This window comes from Streptomyces sp. NPDC111606, assembly GCF_055656945.1.
This window is the reverse complement of record NZ_JBVKBY010000004.1, coordinates 701,339-717,801: the sequence shown is the minus strand read 5'-3', so window position 1 is coordinate 717,801 and position 16,463 is coordinate 701,339. Positions and strand designations below refer to the sequence as shown.

20 protein-coding genes are annotated in these 16,463 nt (G+C 71.7%); 12 read left to right on the top strand and 8 right to left on the bottom strand.

Features of this window, described 5'->3' with window-relative positions:
- Nucleotides 1-120: 120 nt before the first annotated feature.
- The 6 genes from ACZ7M7_RS18465 (at nt 121) to ACZ7M7_RS18440 (ending at nt 3,714) form a co-directional block, all read left to right on the top strand.
- Nucleotides 121-519: an SseB family protein gene (locus ACZ7M7_RS18465; protein ID WP_383612687.1), complete on the top strand. Its 399-nt coding sequence runs from the start codon at nt 121-123 to the stop codon at nt 517-519.
- 80 nt (nt 520-599) lie between these two features.
- Nucleotides 600-1,070 (top strand): Rossmann-fold NAD(P)-binding domain-containing protein, encoded by a 471-nt coding sequence (locus ACZ7M7_RS18460; protein WP_472117899.1) that lies wholly within the window; start codon nt 600-602, stop codon nt 1,068-1,070.
- Nucleotides 1,071-1,109: 39 nt separating this feature from the next.
- The gene (locus ACZ7M7_RS18455) at nt 1,110-2,186 is read left to right on the top strand and encodes a glycosyltransferase family 2 protein (RefSeq protein WP_472117896.1); all 1,077 of its coding nucleotides are present in this window, start codon (nt 1,110-1,112) and stop codon (nt 2,184-2,186) included.
- An 88-nt stretch (nt 2,187-2,274) separates the two neighbouring features.
- Entirely contained in the window at nt 2,275-2,727 is a 453-nt protein-coding gene (locus ACZ7M7_RS18450; RefSeq protein ID WP_383612696.1) for a YbhB/YbcL family Raf kinase inhibitor-like protein, read from the top strand.
- A gap of 43 nt (nt 2,728-2,770) precedes the next feature.
- Nucleotides 2,771-3,019 carry a hypothetical protein gene (locus tag ACZ7M7_RS18445; RefSeq protein WP_383612699.1) on the top strand — a complete coding sequence of 83 codons (249 nt, stop codon included), beginning with the start codon at nt 2,771-2,773 and terminating at the stop codon, nt 3,017-3,019.
- A 53-nt stretch (nt 3,020-3,072) separates the two neighbouring features.
- Entirely contained in the window at nt 3,073-3,714 is a 642-nt protein-coding gene (locus ACZ7M7_RS18440; RefSeq protein ID WP_472117892.1) for a phosphoribosyltransferase, read from the top strand.
- Here ACZ7M7_RS18440 and ACZ7M7_RS18435 read toward each other — a convergent pair.
- Together ACZ7M7_RS18435 and ACZ7M7_RS18430 are read right to left on the bottom strand one after the other, a co-directional pair.
- Nucleotides 3,635-4,801 carry a CapA family protein gene (locus tag ACZ7M7_RS18435; protein WP_472117889.1) on the bottom strand — a complete coding sequence of 389 codons (1,167 nt, stop codon included), beginning with the start codon at nt 4,799-4,801 and terminating at the stop codon, nt 3,635-3,637. The two genes, ACZ7M7_RS18440 and ACZ7M7_RS18435, sit on opposite strands and share 80 nt — an antisense overlap.
- 58 nt (nt 4,802-4,859) lie before the next feature.
- A complete protein-coding gene (locus ACZ7M7_RS18430; protein ID WP_472117886.1) occupies nt 4,860-5,315 on the bottom strand; it encodes an archease in 456 nt (151 codons plus the stop codon).
- 103 nt (nt 5,316-5,418) lie between these two features.
- Here ACZ7M7_RS18430 and ACZ7M7_RS18425 point away from each other — a divergent pair, with 103 nt between their 5' ends.
- From ACZ7M7_RS18425 to ACZ7M7_RS18415, 3 genes are all read left to right on the top strand, one after another.
- Nucleotides 5,419-5,874 (top strand): TIGR03668 family PPOX class F420-dependent oxidoreductase, encoded by a 456-nt coding sequence (locus ACZ7M7_RS18425; protein ID WP_472117883.1) that lies wholly within the window; start codon nt 5,419-5,421, stop codon nt 5,872-5,874.
- A 137-nt stretch (nt 5,875-6,011) separates the two neighbouring features.
- Nucleotides 6,012-7,349, top strand: a complete 1,338-nt coding sequence (locus ACZ7M7_RS18420; RefSeq protein WP_472117880.1) for a gluconate:H+ symporter — start codon at nt 6,012-6,014, stop codon at nt 7,347-7,349.
- Nucleotides 7,350-7,383: 34 nt separating this feature from the next.
- The gene (locus tag ACZ7M7_RS18415; RefSeq protein WP_472117877.1) at nt 7,384-8,712 is read left to right on the top strand and encodes an enolase C-terminal domain-like protein; all 1,329 of its coding nucleotides are present in this window, start codon (nt 7,384-7,386) and stop codon (nt 8,710-8,712) included.
- Between the two features lie 14 nt (nt 8,713-8,726).
- Here the strand turns inward: ACZ7M7_RS18415 and ACZ7M7_RS18410 are convergent, their stop codons facing one another.
- Nucleotides 8,727-9,170, bottom strand: coding sequence for a PaaI family thioesterase (locus ACZ7M7_RS18410; RefSeq protein ID WP_472117874.1), 444 nt, complete (start codon nt 9,168-9,170; stop codon nt 8,727-8,729).
- A gap of 85 nt (nt 9,171-9,255) precedes the next feature.
- On the opposite strand from ACZ7M7_RS18410, the gene ACZ7M7_RS18405 reads away from it, so the two are divergent.
- The 3 genes from ACZ7M7_RS18405 (at nt 9,256) to ppk2 (ending at nt 11,133) form a co-directional block, all read left to right on the top strand.
- Nucleotides 9,256-9,708, top strand: a complete 453-nt coding sequence (locus tag ACZ7M7_RS18405; protein ID WP_472117871.1) for a MarR family winged helix-turn-helix transcriptional regulator — start codon at nt 9,256-9,258, stop codon at nt 9,706-9,708.
- Between the two features lie 4 nt (nt 9,709-9,712).
- Nucleotides 9,713-10,177 carry an SRPBCC domain-containing protein gene (locus ACZ7M7_RS18400; RefSeq protein ID WP_383632606.1) on the top strand — a complete coding sequence of 155 codons (465 nt, stop codon included), beginning with the start codon at nt 9,713-9,715 and terminating at the stop codon, nt 10,175-10,177.
- A 74-nt stretch (nt 10,178-10,251) separates the two neighbouring features.
- Nucleotides 10,252-11,133: a polyphosphate kinase 2 gene (ppk2, locus tag ACZ7M7_RS18395; protein ID WP_451168772.1), complete on the top strand. Its 882-nt coding sequence runs from the start codon at nt 10,252-10,254 to the stop codon at nt 11,131-11,133.
- 15 nt (nt 11,134-11,148) lie between these two features.
- Here the strand turns inward: ppk2 and ACZ7M7_RS18390 are convergent, their stop codons facing one another.
- The 5 genes from ACZ7M7_RS18390 to ACZ7M7_RS18370 form a co-directional block, all read right to left on the bottom strand.
- Nucleotides 11,149-11,535, bottom strand: coding sequence for a luciferase domain-containing protein (locus tag ACZ7M7_RS18390; RefSeq protein ID WP_383612731.1), 387 nt, complete (start codon nt 11,533-11,535; stop codon nt 11,149-11,151).
- 87 nt (nt 11,536-11,622) lie between these two features.
- Complete coding sequence (locus ACZ7M7_RS18385; protein WP_472117868.1) at nt 11,623-12,543, bottom strand: YceI family protein; 921 nt, start codon at nt 12,541-12,543, stop codon at nt 11,623-11,625.
- 58 nt (nt 12,544-12,601) lie between these two features.
- Complete coding sequence (locus tag ACZ7M7_RS18380; protein ID WP_472117865.1) at nt 12,602-13,684, bottom strand: maleylacetate reductase; 1,083 nt, start codon at nt 13,682-13,684, stop codon at nt 12,602-12,604.
- Nucleotides 13,681-14,544: a dioxygenase family protein gene (locus ACZ7M7_RS18375; RefSeq protein ID WP_472117862.1), complete on the bottom strand. Its 864-nt coding sequence runs from the start codon at nt 14,542-14,544 to the stop codon at nt 13,681-13,683. Before ACZ7M7_RS18375 ends, ACZ7M7_RS18380 begins: the two co-directional genes overlap by 4 nt.
- A gap of 82 nt (nt 14,545-14,626) precedes the next feature.
- Entirely contained in the window at nt 14,627-16,366 is a 1,740-nt protein-coding gene (locus tag ACZ7M7_RS18370; protein WP_472117859.1) for an FAD-dependent oxidoreductase, read from the bottom strand.
- Nucleotides 16,367-16,463 lie beyond the last annotated feature (97 nt).

The following is a 16,463-nucleotide window of genomic DNA, read 5'->3' as shown; positions in this document are numbered from 1 at the left end:
GGCGTGCAGGGACGAGGTGCGCACCTGAGGCGTGCGAACACATGAGGGATGGTGGAGCGGGTACCCGCATCATGCGGCGCGTACCGGACGGACGGGCACGACACGGCAAGGGGATGGACCATGACTGACCCCCACTTCGAGAGCGGCGCCTTCGCGGCACAGCAGGCTCTGCGCACGGTCGTCGAGAACGGCGCGGACGAGGCGGCGCTGAGCACACTGGCCCACAGCGAAGTACTCGTACCGGCGGCTGCGGACGCGGAGGGGCCGGCCCCCAAGGCGCTGACGCTTCCGGTGTTCGAGCAGGAGGACGGGACCGAACTGGTGCCGGTCTTCACCACCCAGGAACGCATGGAGCAGGCCCTGCCCCGGATGCACCGGCACCGCAGCGTGCAACTCGGTGCCCTCGCCCACGGCTGGCCCTCCGACAACCTGTCCCTCGTCATCGACGCCGGCACCCCCGAGCAGCTCGCGCTGACGGCCCACGGCGTCAAGGCACTGCTGGACCGGGACGAGGGCTGACCGGCTGACCTCGCTTTTCGGCGGCTGCGCGGCGGGAACCCGGTCAGTCGTCCGAGCCCGCCAGCGGCCAGGAGGCCGTCGTGACCGATCCGCAGCACAGCCGGCAGCACCCGGCCACCCAGCACCCGCAGCCCGGACTTCCCGCACAGGACCAGCCCCACCCCGGGTGGACCGGGCCGATGGACCCGCCGCCCGATCGCGGTGAGGACAGCTACCGCGGCAGCGGCCGGCTGGACGACCGCAAGGCCGTCGTCACCGGCGGCGACTCCGGCATCGGGCGGGCGGTGGCGCCGGCCTTCGCGGACGAGGCACGCGAGACGTCCGGGCTCGTCGAGCACGCCGGCCGCAAGGCGATCGCGCCGGGACCGGTGTGGACGCCGCTGATCCCCGCGACGATGCCCGACACGGTCGAGTTCGGAAAGCAGGGCCCGCCGGGCCGCCCGGCACAACCCGCCGAACTGGCCCCGGCGTACGTCTGTCTCGCCTCCCAGGAGGCCGGCTTCGGCACCGCCGAGATCCTCGACGCGACGGGCGGAACACCACTGCCGTAGCCGGGGACGTGGCCGATGCCGACAGAGGAGGACCCTCGTATGACGAGGCCGAGCCGGGTGGTGGACGGCAGGGACACCGCAGCGCCACCGCTCTCCTACGCCGTGGTCGTGCCGACGCTGTTGCGCGACACCCTCGCGGACTGCCTGGGCGCGCTCGCCGCCGCGACCGGACCGCCGCCGGACGAGATCGTGCTCGTCGACGACCGTCCCGTCCCGGACCACGGAGACCTGGGCCATCCGCTCGACGTGCTCGGCGACCTGCGGTCCCGCACCAAGGTGGTGCGCAGCCGCGGCCACGGTCCCGCGGTCGCGCGCAACGCCGGTCTGCGGGGCGTGCGCAGCGCCGACTGGGTCGTCTTCCTGGACGACGACGTGCAGGTGGGACCGCACTGGTGCGAGCAGGCGGTGCGGGACCTGGCCGAGGCGCCGCCGACCACGGCGGGCGTCCAGGGCGTGATCACGGTGCCGTTGCCCGGCGGGCGCCGCCCCACGGACTGCGAGCGCCGCACCGTGGGCCTCGCCACGGCCCGGTGGATCACCTCCGACATGGCCTATCGCACCGACGTCCTCCGCGAGGTCGGCGGCTTCGACGAACGGTTCCGGCATGCCCAGCACGAGGACACCGACCTCGCACTGCGCGTCCTGGACGCCGGCTGGGGCATCCGGCGAGGCCGGCGCGCCACCCGCCACCCCGTGCGCCCCGCCGATCGGTGGGACTCCCTGCACGACGAGCGCGGCAACGCCGACGACGCGCTCATGGTCCGGCTGCACGGCCCCGACTGGTGGTACAAGACGGCGTCGCCGCGCGGCCGTATCCGCGCCCATGCGGCGGTCACCTCGGCGGGCGTCGCCGCCTGCGCCCTCCTCGCGGTCCGAAGGCCCGCGGCCGCGGGCCTCGCGGCAGGTGTCTGGACCGTTGGTACCGCCCGTTTCGCCTGGAAGCGGATCGCTCCCGGACCCCGCACCCGGTACGAGGTCGACACGATGCTAGTGACGAGCGTCCTCATCCCGCCCGCCGCCGTCTGCCACCGTCTCGGCGGACTGTGGCGCCATCGCGCGGCCCGCCCCTGGCGCGAGGTGACGGGGAGTTCCGAGCCCGCCGTCCCCACGACCTGACCGGCGCGATACCCGGCAGGCGTCCGCCCGGCACACCCGAACGGATGCGCCGCGTGTGGTCCGCGTGCCGACGGGTACTGCGGCGCACATGACCGACATCGAACTCAAGAGCTCCGCGTTCGACGACCACGCGATGATCCCGCGGCGGCACGCGCTGGAAGGGGAGAACCTCTCCCCGCCACTGGCCTGGTCCGGAGTGCCCGACGAGGCGGTGGAGCTGGCCCTGCTGTGCGAGGACCCGGACGCGCCGTCGGGGACCTTCGTCCACTGGCTGGTCACCGGCATCGATCCGCACGCGGACGGGCTGCCGGCGGGCGGGACGACCCCCGGCAGTCACCCGCACACGAACGGCTACGGCGAATCGGGGTGGGGCGGGCCCCTGCCCCCGGTCGGCGACGACGCGCACCGGTACTTCTTCCGCCTGTACGCCCTCCCGGGCCCCGTTTCCGTACCGGAGGCGGCCTCGGCCGTGGAGGCCCACCGGGTGTTCGACGAGCAGCAGCTGGCCAGCGGAACACTCATCGGGCTCTACAAACGGTGACGGCCGGGCTGCGTTTCCGGCGCGCAGAGCGCATGGTGGTGGCATGAGCACGCGTCCCCTTGTGGTGGTGCAGCCGCCGGCGTCGGACGGCGGGCGTCAGGTGACGATCCGCGGCGAGCCGACGGGCACGGCATACAGCCTGTTCGACGTCATGGACCTGGTGCACCGCGCCGGCCTGCCCGGCGAGGACCGGGCTGTCGACGACCCCGACCTGATCGAGTGGCGCGGCGGCGGGCCGTACGACTGGAACGGCACCGACACGTCCGACACGTCCGACACGGCAAACGGGTGAACGCCGGGCCGGCCCCGCCCTCGGAGGCCTGAGGTCGGCGGAAGGGGAAGCCCATGCAGTTCCGTGACCGCGCGGAGGCCGGGCGTGAGCTGGCCGAGCAGCTGCGTGTCCGGCAGGACAAGGGCACCCTTCCGCATCCCGTGGTCCTCGCACTGCCGCGAGGCGGTGTCGCGGTCGCCCGCGAGATCTCCCGGGTGCTGCGGGCCCCGCTGGACGTGCTCGTCGTACGCAAGATCGGGGCCCCGTTCCACGAGGAGTTCGGGGTCGGCGCGCTCGCGGGCGACGGGCCTCCGCTCTTCGACGAGCAGACGCTGTTCCGGCTCGGGCTGAACGAGGCCGACCTGGCGCCGGTGGTGGAGCGGGAGCAGAACGAGCTGCGGCGGCGCGAGGAGCGCTATCGGCAGGGCCGGCCGGCCCCCGAGCTGCGCGGCCGTACGGCTGTGGTCGTCGACGACGGCGTCGCGACCGGCTCGACCGCACGCGTCGCCCTGCGCGCCCTGCGCCACCGGCATCCCGGGCATCTGGTGCTCGCCGTACCGGTCTGCCCACCCGAGGCCGCCGAGGAACTGCGCCGATTGGTCGACGACTTCGTCTGTCTGCACCAGCCGAAGCTGTTCAGCTCGGTCGGCGAGTGGTACGAGGATTTCGGCCAGCTGACCGACGCCGATGTGCTGGAGGCGCTGCGGGGAGAGTGAGCGCGCCGTCCGCATCGAGGGCGAGGCGGACGCCGTGACTGATGCGGTCGAGGGTGGCGTGCAGCCAGGTGCGGTCCTCGGGCGGGGCGGGCTCCAGACGCATACGGCGGGCGAGCAGGGGCACCATGCGCAGGCCGGTGAGTTCGCCCGTGTCCGCCGCCAGCGTGACGAAGCAGGCGAGGCGCAGGTCGTCGCGGTACTGCTCGTAGCCGGGGATGCCTTCGTAGTCGTCGATGAAGTCGCCGCAGCCGTGCAGGATCAGCCGGTCGCGGTGGACCTCGACGGGGCGGGGGTGGTGCGAGGAGTGGCCGTGGACGACGTCGGCGCCGCCGTCCACCAGGGCGTGCGCGAAACGACGCTGGTCGCGGGGGACGGAGTAGCCCCAGTTGGATCCCCAGTGCACGGAGACGACCACGATGTCGCCGGCCCGCTTCACCTGCCGGATGCGCCGTACCGCTTCGGCGGACGCGGCCTCCGACAGGTCGGGCACATGAGCAACGCCGGGCCGGTCCGCCGTCGCCGCCCAGGCCGCGGGGACGCCGCTGGTGCTGACGCCGAGGGCGAAGACGAGCACGCGGCCGCCGTGGGGGAGCGGGAGCGCCACGGGCGCGTACGCCTCGTCGGCGCTCCGTCCCGCGCCCGCCGTGCGCAGCCCCGCTCCGTGGAGCACGTCGAGGGTCTCCTCCAAGCCCGCGCGGCCGAAGTCCAGCACATGGTTGTTGGCCAGGACGCACACGTCGGGCCGGGCGACGGTGAGGGCGGGCAGGTTGGCGGGATGCATGCGGTAGTGGACCGCCTTGCCGGGCTCGAACGCGTCGCTGCGCGTGACCGACGTCTCCAGATTGACGATCCGCACGTCCGGACCGCCCGACTCCAGCAGCCGCAGCGCCTCGCCCCACGGCCACGACGGATCGACGGGCACCGGGATCGGGCCGTTCACCGTCTCCGCCATACGCACGTAGGAGCGGGCGTCCGTGACGTACCCCTCCCGCAGCGCCGGGTCGCCGGGCCGGGCCAGGATCTGGTCGACGCCGCGTCCGAGCATCACGTCACCACAGACGAACAGCGTCACCGTGCCGCCGCTCATGCCTCAACCGTACGGGGGGGTGCGATGCCGTGGGACCCGCACTTCCTGGGAGCGCCTCTCATACGTCCACGGTCACCGCGCACGACCATCCGTACGGATCGGGCCCGATGTGCAGCCCGTGCCAGGAGGCGTCCTTCGGGGAGGCGCCAGTTGCCTGCACGTCCGCCAACTCGGCGAGCGCGAGCCGTACGTCGAGGTCGCCGTCCGCGGTGTCGGCCTCCAGGTCGACGGGGACCCTGCCGTCCACGTCGAGCCGGAGGACGACCTCGTCGAGCAGGGCGGCCAGCAGCTCTTCGTCGTCCTCCTCGTCGAGCCGTACCCGCTCCATCGAGGTGGGGCGTACCGCCGTCACATCGGCGAAGCACTCCACCAGGCCGAGCGCCGCCTCCACCAGGCAGCGCTCACGGCTCACTCCCCAGGCCTCGATCCGTACGTCGCCCGGGTGCGGCACCGCCCGATGCCCGCTTCCGCCGCGCCGCCGGGTCTGGATGTCGTCGTCCGTGTCGCCGACCATCGGCACCACCTGATCCGCTCATGCCGTCCGGGCTGCTCAGGGCCACACGGATAGGGGTACCCGCCACAGGGTGCGGTGTACCGCCGGGGCGGAGGGAGCCGACATGCCGGACATGGAGCGGGACGAGGCGCGCAGCCGGTTCGCGGGGGCGCCCGTGGCACGGCTGGCGACGGTCGACCCGGAAGGCCGGCCGCATCTGGTGCCGGTCGTGTTCGCGCTGCGCGGCGACGAGATCGTCACCGCCGTCGACCACAAACCGAAGCGGTCGCAGCGGCTCAGGCGGCTGCACAACATTGCCGCGCACCCGGCGGTCTGCCTGCTGGCGGACGTGTACGACGACGACTGGGAGCGCCTGTGGTGGGTCCGGGCGGACGGCGAGGCGCGGATCGTGCCGCCCGACGCCACCGACCGGTCAGCGCGTGAGGAGTACGCCGCCGCCGTCGAGTCGCTGCGGCAGAAGTACCCGCGCCACTACCGGGAGCGGCCGCCGGAGGGGCCGGTGATGGTGATCACCGTCCTGCGCTGGAGCGGCTGGCGGGTCGCACCGGCCCCCGAGTGAATCAACAGGCGCAGACCCATTGACCTTGACCATCCATGAACATAATCTCCGTCTTCATATGTAGACGACGTCTTCATGTGGGGACCCCGTTCAGCGGGGTGAACGTAGGCGGCCGGCGTTCAAAGGAGAACTGACATATGCCGCTCGTGGTGGTCGGGATCAGCGTCCTGGTCCTGCTCGTCCTGATGACCAAACTCAGGCTCAACGGCTTCGCCGCCCTGCTCCTGGTGGCGGTGGGCGTCGGCCTGGTCCAGGGGATCGGGCTGGAGAAGATCCCGGACGTCCTCGCCGAGGGCATCGGCGACCAGATCGGCGACACCATGCTCACCATCGGGCTCGGTGCCATGGTCGGCCGGGTGATGGGCGACTCCGGTGCCGCCCAGCGCATAGCCGGCCGGCTCCTCGACGTGTGCGGGCCGCGCTGGGTGCAGGTGGCCATGGTGCTGACGGCCATGCTCATCGGCGTCACGATGTTCTACGAGGTGGCCTTCGTCATCATCGTGCCGATCGCCTTCACCCTCGTCCGGGTCACTCGGGCCAACCTGCTGTGGGTGGGGCTGCCCATGTCGATCGCCCTGTCCACCATGCACAGCTTCCTGCCGCCGCACCCGGGCCCCACCGCGGTGGCCGCCACCTTCCACGCGTCCGTCGGACTCACCCTGTTCTACGGCCTGTTCATCGCCGTCCCGGTCGGCGCGTTCATCGCCCTGCTGTGGCCGCGCCTCCCCTTCGTCCGGGCGATGAACCCCGCCATCCCCAAGGGCCTGGTCAGCGACCGGGTCTTCGAGGACGACGAGATGCCCGGCATGGGCTGGTCGCTGTCCGTCGCCCTGCTGCCCGTGGTCCTGATCGCCGGTGCCGCCGTCACGGACCTCGCCTCCTCCGGCGACGACGGCCTGCTGCACTTCATCGCCTTCATCGGGTCCGCGCCGATCGCCCTGCTGCTCACCCTGCTCGTGGCGATCTGGGCGTTCGGCCCCCGCATCGGCCGCAGCCTGGGCGAGGTCAGCGCCTCGTGCAAGGAGGCCGCCCAGGCGATGGCGATGATCCTGCTCGTCATCGGCGCGGGCGGCGCCTTCAAGAACGTCCTCGTCGAGGGCGGCATATCCGACTACATCAAGGACGCCACCGACGGCTGGTCGATCTCCCCGATCCTCCTGGCCTGGCTGATCGCGGCCATCCTCCGCATCGCCCTCGGCTCCGCGACCGTCGCCGTCGTCACCGCCTCCGGTGTGGCCCTGCCCCTGCTCGCGGGCAGCGGTGTCCACCCCGAGGTGATGGTGCTCGCCGTCTCCTGCGGGTCGATCGCCTTCTCCCACGTCAACGACCCGGGATTCTGGATGTTCAAGGAGTACTTCAACCTGTCCGTCCTCGACGCGATCAAGGCGCGCACCACGTACACGACGGTGCTCGCACTCCTCGGCCTGGGTGGCGTACTGGTCCTGGAACAGGTCCTCGACGCCCTCGGCATCTGACCCACCACCCTCACGAGAACGGCGTCCGCCAGTCATGACCCAGCCCGTCGTCACCAGCTTCTCCGTCTATCCGGTCGCCGGCCACGACTCGATGCTCCTCAACCTCTCCGGCGCGCACGCCCCGTACTTCACCCGCAACGTCGTCGTCATCGAGGACTCCGAAGGGCGTACGGGCCTCGGGGAGGTGCCCGGCGGCGAGAAGATCACCCGGACCCTGCGCGACGCCGAACCCCTCGTCGTCGGAGCGCGCGTGGGCGACTACAAGCGCGTCCTGAGCGCCATCGGGTCCACCTTCGCCGACCGCGACACGGGAGGCCGCGGCGCCCAGACCTACGACCTGCGCACCACCGTCCACGCGGTCACCGCCGTCGAGTCGGCCCTCCTCGACCTGCTCGGCCAGCACCTCGAAGTCCCGGTCGCCGCCCTCCTCGGCGACGGGCAACAGCGCGACTCCGTACGGGTACTCGGCTATCTCTTCTACGTCGGCGACCCGGACCGGACCGACCTGGACCACGTCCGCGCACCCGACGCCGCCGTCGACTGGTACCGCATCCGGCACGAGGAGGCGCTGACCCCCGAGGCGATCGTCCGGCAGGCCGAGGCCACCTACGACCACTACGGGTTCCGCGACTTCAAGCTCAAGGGCGGTGTCCTGCCCGGCGCGGAGGAGGTCAAGGCCGTCACCGCGCTCAAGCACCGCTTCCCCGAGGCACGGATCACCCTCGACCCCAACGGCGCCTGGTCACTGCGCGAGGCGGTCGAACTGTGCCGTCCCCTCCTCGGCACCCTCGCCTATGCCGAGGACCCCTGCGGGGCCGAGGGCGGCTACTCGGGGCGCGAGATCCTCGCGGAGTTCCGCCGGGCCACCGGGCTGCCCACGGCGACCAACATGATCGCCACGGACTGGCGGCAGCTCACCCACGCCCTGGCCCTGCAGTCGGTGTCCATCCCGCTCGCCGACCCGCACTTCTGGACCATGCGGGGATCGGTGCGCGTCGCCCAGTTGTGCAACGCGATGGGGCTGACCTGGGGCTGCCACTCCAACAACCACTTCGACATCTCGCTTGCGATGATGGCCCACTGCGGAGCGGCCGCACCCGGCGAGTACAACGCCCTGGACACGCACTGGATCTGGCAGGAGGGGCTGGAGCGTCTCACCGTGGAGCCGCCGAGGATCGCCGGCGGCGAGGTCGCCGTGCCGGACACGCCCGGACTCGGCATCCGCCTGGACATGGACCGACTCCTGGCAGCACACGAGCTCCACGAGGAGAAGGCGCTGTCGGGCCGGGACGACGCCGTCGGCATGCGGTACCTGATCGACGGCTGGACCTTCGACGCGAAGCGGCCCTGTCTCGTGCGCTGAACCCCGGGGTGCCGTCAGGCGTCGCGCTCGCTGTCCCGGGTCGGTTCGGTGACCGCGATGCTGCCCTGGGCCACCGCGCACAGGGTCGTGGTGCCGTCGGCGGCGACCGTCGTCAGCTCGCAGCGGCACACCGCACGCGTACGGCCGGCCCGGATCACCCGGGCATGGGCGCGCAGGGTCTCGCCCTTGGCGGGGCGCAGGAAGTCGATGGTGAAACCGGCGGTCATCACACCGAAGCCGACCGCGGCGCCCGCAGCGAACGACAGCGCGTTGTCCGCCGCGTAGCCGAGCAGACCGCCGTGGGCGAAGCCGTGCTGCTGCAGCAGATCCTCACGGATGTCCAGTTCGAGTGTCGCCTCGCCGTCGCCGAAGGCCGTCAGTCTGGCACCCAGCAGCACGCTGAAGGGCTGGGCAGCCAGCACCTTGCGGGCCAGGGGCAGATCGAGGGTGTTGTCCACGAGACCACCGTCCACCGTCGTCGTAGGTCACTTCATTAGTGAAGTGAGGATGGCGTCGTCCCGTCCCGTCTGTCAACATCGGTCCATGCCCGAGCCCGATCAGCGTCTGTTCTTCCTGCTCCAGCGGGCGGCGCATCAGCTGCGCACCGCCAGCGACCGGCGCCTGCTGGCCACCGCAGGTATCACCACGGCCCAGCTCGGCGCACTGTTCGCGGTCCGTGACGAGCCTGGCGTCACCCAGCAGGCGCTGGCCCGCACCCTCGGGCTTCGCGAGTCCGCGATCACCGGGCTGGTCGGCCGGCTCACCGCGGCCGGTCTGGTCGTCAAGCGGGCGCATCCGCGGGAACACCGCGCCGTGGTACTGGAGCTGACCGACGACGGGGCCGCCGCACTCGACGCCGCGCAGCCGGAGGTCGACCGGTTCAACGCCGAGGCGCGGGCGTTGCTGGGCGAGGACGGGTTCACGCGGACGGCGGCGGCGATGCGCGCACTGGCCTATGGGGAGTCCCTCCGACCCGAATGCCCGCCGCTATCGTGAGGCCATGTACTCGACGCGGGTCTCCCGGCATGTGAACGCCTCGCGCGCGGCCGTCTATCGGGCGCTGCTGGACGCGGACGCCGTCGGGAAGTGGCGGGTTCCGGACGGCATGAGCGGGCATGTGCACGAGTTCGAAGGACGCGAAGGCGGGGCGTTCCGGGTCTCGCTCACCTATGACCTGCCGACCGGCGCCGGGAAGTCGGACGCGCACACCGACACCTACCACGGCCACTTCGTGCGGCTCGTGCCCGACGAGCAGGTCGTCGAGGAGGTCGAGTTCGAGACCGACGACCCCGCCCTGCGCGGCACGATGACGATGACCACCACCCTCACGGACGCCGACGGCGGCACGGACGTCCTCGTCGTGCACGAGGGGATCCCCGACGTGGTGCCCGCCGCGGACAACGAGACCGGCACGCGGATGGCGCTGGCCAACCTCGCCCGGCTGGTCGAGTCCGGCTCACGGTGATCCGTCCCGGGAGTTACGCGGTCTTTGCCTGGGGTTCGCCGCCCGTATGAAAGCGCTCGCTTTCATGGGTGTGTATGGACACCGAACTGCTGTCAGGGTTGCGCGTCGACTACACCGACCAGGACGACCCCGTGCTGATCCGGCCGGACGGCAGTCCGGTGGACACGTGGCGCGAGAACTACCCGTACGACAAGCGCATGGAGCGCCCGGAGTACGAGTGGCACAAGCGGCTGCAGCAGATAGAACTGCTGAAGCTGCAGAGCTGGATCAAGGAGACCGGCCGTCGGCTCGTCATCGTCTTCGAGGGGCGCGACGCGGCCGGCAAGGGCGGCACGATCAAGCGGTTCACGGAGCACCTCAACCCGCGCGGCGCCCGGGTCGTGGCGCTGGAGAAGCCGACCGAGCGCGAGCGCGGGCAGTGGTACTTCCAGCGGTACGTCGAGCATCTGCCCACCGCGGGCGAGATCGTGCTGTTCGACCGGTCCTGGTACAACCGGGCCGGCGTGGAACGGGTGATGGGCTTCTGCACGGATGACGAGTACCGGCGCTTCATGCGGCAGGCTCCGGCCTTCGAGCGCATGCTCGTCGACGACGGCGTCGACCTGATCAAGTTCTGGTTCTCGGTGTCCCAGGGCGAGCAGCGCACCCGGTTCACCATCCGCCAGGTCGATCCCGTACGGCAGTGGAAGCTCAGCCCGATGGACCTGGCGTCGCTGGACCGCTGGGACGACTACACCGCCGCCAAGGTCGCCATGTTCCGTGAGACGGACACCGAGCACACGCCCTGGACCGTGGTGAAGAGCAACGACAAGAAGCGTGCGCGCGTCGAGGCCATGCGCAGCGTGCTGGCCCGCTTCGACTACCACGACAAGGACGAGGAAGTCGTCGGTACCGCCGACCCCCGGATCGTCGGCGCGGCCGCGGGCCTGCTGGAGGCGGGGGAGGACGACTCCTAGGCGCTGGGGCCCGCACTAGCGGCGGGGCAGCACCGTGACTCGGCGGAAGTTGCACTCGTCCCCTGCCGGACGCTTCCCGGCAGGGGACGGCACGTTCTGGTGGGCCTTGAGCGCGGCGCTGACCAGGCTCATCAGCAGATCGACGTCCGTGTCGCAGTCGAGATGTACGGTCACCCAGCCCGAGCCGGGGACCAGCCTGATCGCGGTGGACTCCTGGAGGTCGTCGTGGAAACGTCGGATGGCCGACACCGTCAGGTGCAGGTCCACGTCATGGTCGGAGTGGAAGTGCACGATCTCGCTGTGGACGGAGCGCAGTGCCCGCCCTGCACCGCAACTGGCCGGGCCCGAGCTCAGATCGGGCCAGACTTCCAGTTGCTTCATGGCGCGCTGGGCCAGTGTCATGCCCCCATAGTCACCCGATCACCGCGTCGCAACCAGAGGTTGAGCAATTCGTAACCGTGGCGTGAGGTACCTCTCAGCCATCCTGGCCTAGTCGGGAGGGGTCGGCGTGTCGTGCGTGCGGTACATCGCCTGGACGTCCAGCTCCAGTTGGACCGTCGGCCCGACCACCGCGATCCCGCGGGCCAGCATGCTGCGCCAGTTCAGGGTGAAGTCCTCCCGGTGCAGCTCCGCCCTGGCCAGCGCCGCACACCGCAGCTCCTCGCCGTAGCCGCCGTTGACCGACCCCAGGTAGGTGGTGTCCAGCTCCACCGAGCGGCTCACACCGTGCATGGTGAGCGACCCCTGCAGCGTCCACTTGGTGCCGCCGCGGAAGGCGAATCGCGTGCTCCTGAAATCGATGTACGGGTAGCGCTCGACGTTCAGGAAGTCGGCCGAACGCAGATGGTTGTCCCGGGTGTTGTTGCCCGTGGTGATGCTGGCCGCCTCGATGCGCACCGACACCTGGGAATCGGCCATGTCGGGCGCCACCCGGATGCCGCCCGTGAACCGCTCGAAGCGGCCGTGGACATGGGCCATCCCGACATGCTTGGCGATAAACCGGATCGCGGTGTGCGGCGGGTCGAACAGCCAGGTGCCCGCAGTCGGCAGTTCCAGCTGCCGGCCCGACGTCAGCCGGACCCGCGCGGCGGGCTCCGGCACACCGGCGGCGACGTCCAGCGACTCGCGGTGCGGTGTCAGGCCCTCGGCTGTGATCATGAGGCTGTAGCGGCCCGGCGGGAGCGCGGCGAAGAAGAGGCCGTACGGGTCCGTCGTACCGGATGCCACGACCTCGTGCGAGTCCATCGCGGTCACGGTCACGTCGGCGCCGCGCATCGGCAGCCCGACCGGATCCACGACCTCACGGCCCACGACCCCCGCACCGGCCGGCACGGGCATCGGGACGCCCGGTGCTCCTCGTGGGCGTCGACTCCCTCGGGAGTTTCGGCTCCTGAGTAGACCGAGGGGCATGCTGATCACCTTTCTTCCGTCGTGGGGGGATCTTTGAGCGTGGGGGGAGGGGGGTGGGTCAGGGGGCGTCCGGGGCCGGTGCCGCGCCCTCGTACGCCGCCCGCAGCACGGCGAGTACACCGTCTGCGGTGACCGGGCGGGGGTTGGCGTACGCCGAGCCGGCCGTCTGCGCGGCGGCCTGCGCCAAGTCGGTTTCGGCGAGGCCCAGTTCGGCGAGCGAGCGGGGTGCGCCGAGACGTCCCGCCAGTTCCCACAGGGCCGTCGGTGCGTCGGCCGCGCCCAGGGCGCGGGCCACGGCTGCGGCCGCGTCCGGGGCGGCGGGCGCGTTGTGGGCCAGGACGTACGGCAGCACGACCGTGTGCGTCTCGGCGTGCGGGAGGCCGAAGCTGCCGCCCAGGACATGGCACAGCTTGTGGTGCAGGCCCATGGTGGTGGCGCCCAGACAGGACCCGCACAGCCAGGCCCCGTACAGCGCGCGACCGCGGGCGGCCGGCGACGTCGGCTCCTCGGCCACCGCCGGGAGTGCCCGCGCCATCGCCCGTACGCCCTCCTCGGCCATCAGCGCGACGAGGGGCGAGGTGTCCGGGGCGTACAGGGCCTCGACGGCGTGCGCGAGCGCGTTGATGCCGCTGGTCACGGAGAGGGGTACGGGCAGCGAGAGGGTGAGCTCGGGGTCGTAGACCACACTGCGGGGCAGCACCTTCGGATCGCGGCCGGTCCGTTTGGCGCCGTGCTCGGTCAGGCCCCAGACCGGGGTCATCTCCGAGCCCGAGTACGTCGAGGGCACCGCGATCAGCGGCAGTCCGGTGCGCAGGGCGATCGCCTTGCCCAGCCCGATCGACGAGCCGCCGCCCACCGCGACGCACCCGTCGGCGCCGGCCGCGCGAGCCGCCTGGACGGCCACGTCGGCAACCTCGACGGGGACGTGCATCCGCGCCCGGTCGTGCACACCGACGCAGGCCGGGCCGAGCGCGTCGGCGACCGCCCGCGCGGTGTCCGCGCCCCGCGTCCCGCACACCACCAGCACCCGCCGCAGCCCCAGCCGCTCGGCCTCGCCCGGCGTCGCGGACACGGCGGCGCCGGGCCGGAAGACGACCCGGACGGGCAGGACGTCGTAGGAGAAGTCGAGGGCGTCGTTCACGACCGCTCCAGTACGAGGTCGACGCGGGCGTGCCGGAACGGGTTCGGCATGCCGAACTCCCGTGCCGCGGACGGGTCGTCGACCGGGGCGAAGTCGTTGACGAGGCCCGGCTTGACGGCGAACACCGCGTCCGAGTCCAGGTAGGCGCTGCCCGCCACGAAGATGTGCGTGGTCACCGGGGTGTGTCCGTCGGCCGCGGCGATGAAGTGGATGTGCGCGGGCCGGTAGGGGTGCCGTCCGGTGGCCCGCAGCAGCGCGCCGACCGGTCCGTCCGTCGGGATCGGGTACGGGCTCGGCACGCACGTACGGAACCGGAACCATCCCTCGCCGTCCGCGGTGAACAGGCCGCGGCCGTTGCCCGGAGGCTGTACGTCCGGCTGCTGCACGTCGTAGAAGCCGTTGCCGTCGGCCTGCCACACGTCGACGACCGCGCCGGGCAGGGGGCCGCCGTCCCGGGACAGCACGCGGCCGCTGACCACGCACGGCTCGCCGCCGCCGACCAGGTCGATGTTCGCGCCGAGCGCGCGCACCGGCGACTCGGTCATGTGGAACGGGCCGAGGACCGTCGACTCGGTGGCGCCGGGACCGTGCCGGTCGTTGATCGTCTCGATGAGCATCGACAGGCCGAGCACGTCCGACAGCATGATGAACTCCTGCCGGGTCTGCGTACATGCCTGCCCGGTCGCCGTCAGGAACCCGACCGCCCGCTCCCACTCCTCCTGCGTCAGCCGCGACTCCCGCGCGAAGGCGTGCAGATGCCGGATCAGACCGGTCAGCAGCTCCCGCAGACGCGGATCGTCCGTGCCCTGCAGACTCGCGACGACCTCGTCGGTGACCGTGTCCGGCGTGTCCCCGGTCATGTCGGCTCCTTCCCGGGCTTCTTGTGCCGTGGCTTTCCGTCCTGCGGCTTCCTGTCCTTCATCGGCTTCCCGGGCGTCCCTCTCAACCGTGCCCGAGAATCCGCCGCAGCGCGTCCGTGAGCAACCGCTCGGCGTCCACGGCCGCGTCGGCGTGCCGGAAGGCCACATACCCGTCGGGACGTACGAGGAGAGCACCCGCGTCCGAGATCTCGTTCAGGCCGGCCCAGTCGCCGTAGGGGTCCTCGAACTCCCGGCCCGGTCCGATGACGACCGTGGCGATGTCGAGGGGCTGCGCCTCGGCCGCCCGCAGCCACGCCTCGCCGCCGATTCCGGTGAGCAGGGTGAAGCGGCCCTGGCCGACGGTGTCGAGGGTGGACACGGTCCGGGTGCCGGAGGTGATCCAGGCGTGCGGAAGCTTGGCGCCGGGGCGGGAGGTGGGCTGGTGGTGCAGTTCTGGATCCCGGGTGAAGCCGGGGTCGGGCGTGCCGTCGGGGACGACCGCGTCGGAGGCGTAGCGCTGGTTGAGGTCGACGCCGTGCGCGTTGAACTCGTACACCTTGAAGGCGATCGCCTCGCGCAGCGCGGCCCGCTGCCCGGCCGCCGCCTCGGTGGCGTCCCGACGGGCGGCGATGTTGGCCCACAACTGCTCCGGCGTCTGCGGCGACAGCCCGTCGAGCGCCTCGAAGATCGGGGCGGTCTCGGCGATGGACTTGTTGGCGCGGGTCACGATCTGCCTGCCGACCGGAGCGCGCTCGGCGTCGTAGCTGTCGAGGAGCCGTGGCGAGGCGACGCCGTCGAGGACGAGCTTCAGCTTCCAGGCCAGGTTGTAGGAGTCCTGGATGGACGTGTTGGAGCCGAGCCCGTTGGACGGCGGGTGGCGGTGCACGGCGTCACCGGCGCAGAAGACCCGGCCGTTGGCGTACGTCTCCGCGTACATCTCGTTGACCGTCCAGGCCGAGGACGACTTGATGGTCACCGGGATCTCGTCGTCGCCGACCAGCTGGCGTACGACGGACAGGGCGTATTCCTCGGTGAGGTCCGGGGCGCCGGCGGTCACGTCGTAGCCCCACACGATCAGCCACTCGTTCCAGGGCCGTACACAGCGCACCAGGCCCGCGCCGATGCCGCCGACCGTGGCGCCGGGCGCGAGGACCCAGTACAGGGTGGAGGGGCGGTGCGCGGTGTACTTGCTCAGGTCCGCGTCGAAGACGATGTTGATGCTGCCCGCGACGCCCATCTGACCGCCCATCGGCAGCCCGGCGTCCTCGGCGACCTTGGACCGGCCGCCGTCGGCGCCGATCAGGTACTGGGCGCGAATCGTGTACTCGTCGCCGCGCAGCCGGTCCTCGACGGTGACCGTGACGCCTGCCTCGTCCTGGACGAAGGACTTGTAGACCGTGCTGAACCGGAGGTCGGTGCCGCGCGCGATCGCCGCGTTCACCAGTACCGGCTCCATCAGGTGCTGCGGCACGTCGCACATGCGCGTCGGGCCGGCCAGCTCGTGCGCCGCCTGCACGAGCGGGTCGTTGCCCCAGGAGCGCACCCGGCCGAGCTCCTGGCCGGCCAGGCTGGTGCAGAACGTCGTGTTGCCCATCAGGTGCTGGGGCGTCGCCTTGGCCATGACCTCCTGCTCGACGCCCAGATCGCGCAGCACCTCCATGGTCCGCTGGTTGGTGATATGCGCCCGGGGCGTGTCGGCGAGGCTCGCGTACCGGGTGACGACCATGTTGCGCACGCCGTAGGTGCTCAGCGCGAGCGCGGCCGACGCGCCCGCCGGGCCGCTGCCCACGATCAGTACGTCGGTCTCGACAACGGTGTGCACGACAGAACGCTCCAGAGGCGAGTCAGGGGTGAGCAAGCAGATGAGCCAGGGCACGAGCCCGGATCCGGGCAGGAGCCGGGGAACGAGAACGGACCCA

Excerpts from the sequence above, each read along its gene's own strand:
- ACZ7M7_RS18435 (WP_472117889.1), bottom strand. The coding sequence starts at position 4,801 with ATGAGCGGCGGCACGGTGACGCTGTTCGTCTGTGGTGACGTGATGCTC.
- ACZ7M7_RS18400 (WP_383632606.1), top strand. The coding sequence starts at position 9,713 with ATGTACTCGACGCGGGTCTCCCGGCATGTGAACGCCTCGCGCGCGGCC.
- ACZ7M7_RS18405 (WP_472117871.1), top strand. The coding sequence starts at position 9,256 with ATGCCCGAGCCCGATCAGCGTCTGTTCTTCCTGCTCCAGCGGGCGGCG.
- ACZ7M7_RS18465 (WP_383612687.1), top strand. The coding sequence starts at position 121 with ATGACTGACCCCCACTTCGAGAGCGGCGCCTTCGCGGCACAGCAGGCT.
- ACZ7M7_RS18390 (WP_383612731.1), bottom strand. The coding sequence starts at position 11,535 with ATGACACTGGCCCAGCGCGCCATGAAGCAACTGGAAGTCTGGCCCGAT.
- ACZ7M7_RS18425 (WP_472117883.1), top strand. The coding sequence starts at position 5,419 with ATGCCGGACATGGAGCGGGACGAGGCGCGCAGCCGGTTCGCGGGGGCG.
- ACZ7M7_RS18375 (WP_472117862.1), bottom strand. The coding sequence starts at position 14,544 with ATGACCGGGGACACGCCGGACACGGTCACCGACGAGGTCGTCGCGAGT.
- ACZ7M7_RS18420 (WP_472117880.1), top strand. The coding sequence starts at position 6,012 with ATGCCGCTCGTGGTGGTCGGGATCAGCGTCCTGGTCCTGCTCGTCCTG.
- ACZ7M7_RS18415 (WP_472117877.1), top strand. The coding sequence starts at position 7,384 with ATGACCCAGCCCGTCGTCACCAGCTTCTCCGTCTATCCGGTCGCCGGC.
- ACZ7M7_RS18455 (WP_472117896.1), top strand. The coding sequence starts at position 1,110 with ATGACGAGGCCGAGCCGGGTGGTGGACGGCAGGGACACCGCAGCGCCA.
- ACZ7M7_RS18385 (WP_472117868.1), bottom strand. The coding sequence starts at position 12,543 with ATGCCCCTCGGTCTACTCAGGAGCCGAAACTCCCGAGGGAGTCGACGC.
- ppk2 (WP_451168772.1), top strand. The coding sequence starts at position 10,252 with ATGGACACCGAACTGCTGTCAGGGTTGCGCGTCGACTACACCGACCAG.
- ACZ7M7_RS18450 (WP_383612696.1), top strand. The coding sequence starts at position 2,275 with ATGACCGACATCGAACTCAAGAGCTCCGCGTTCGACGACCACGCGATG.
- ACZ7M7_RS18445 (WP_383612699.1), top strand. The coding sequence starts at position 2,771 with ATGAGCACGCGTCCCCTTGTGGTGGTGCAGCCGCCGGCGTCGGACGGC.
- ACZ7M7_RS18440 (WP_472117892.1), top strand. The coding sequence starts at position 3,073 with ATGCAGTTCCGTGACCGCGCGGAGGCCGGGCGTGAGCTGGCCGAGCAG.
- ACZ7M7_RS18430 (WP_472117886.1), bottom strand. The coding sequence starts at position 5,315 with ATGGTCGGCGACACGGACGACGACATCCAGACCCGGCGGCGCGGCGGA.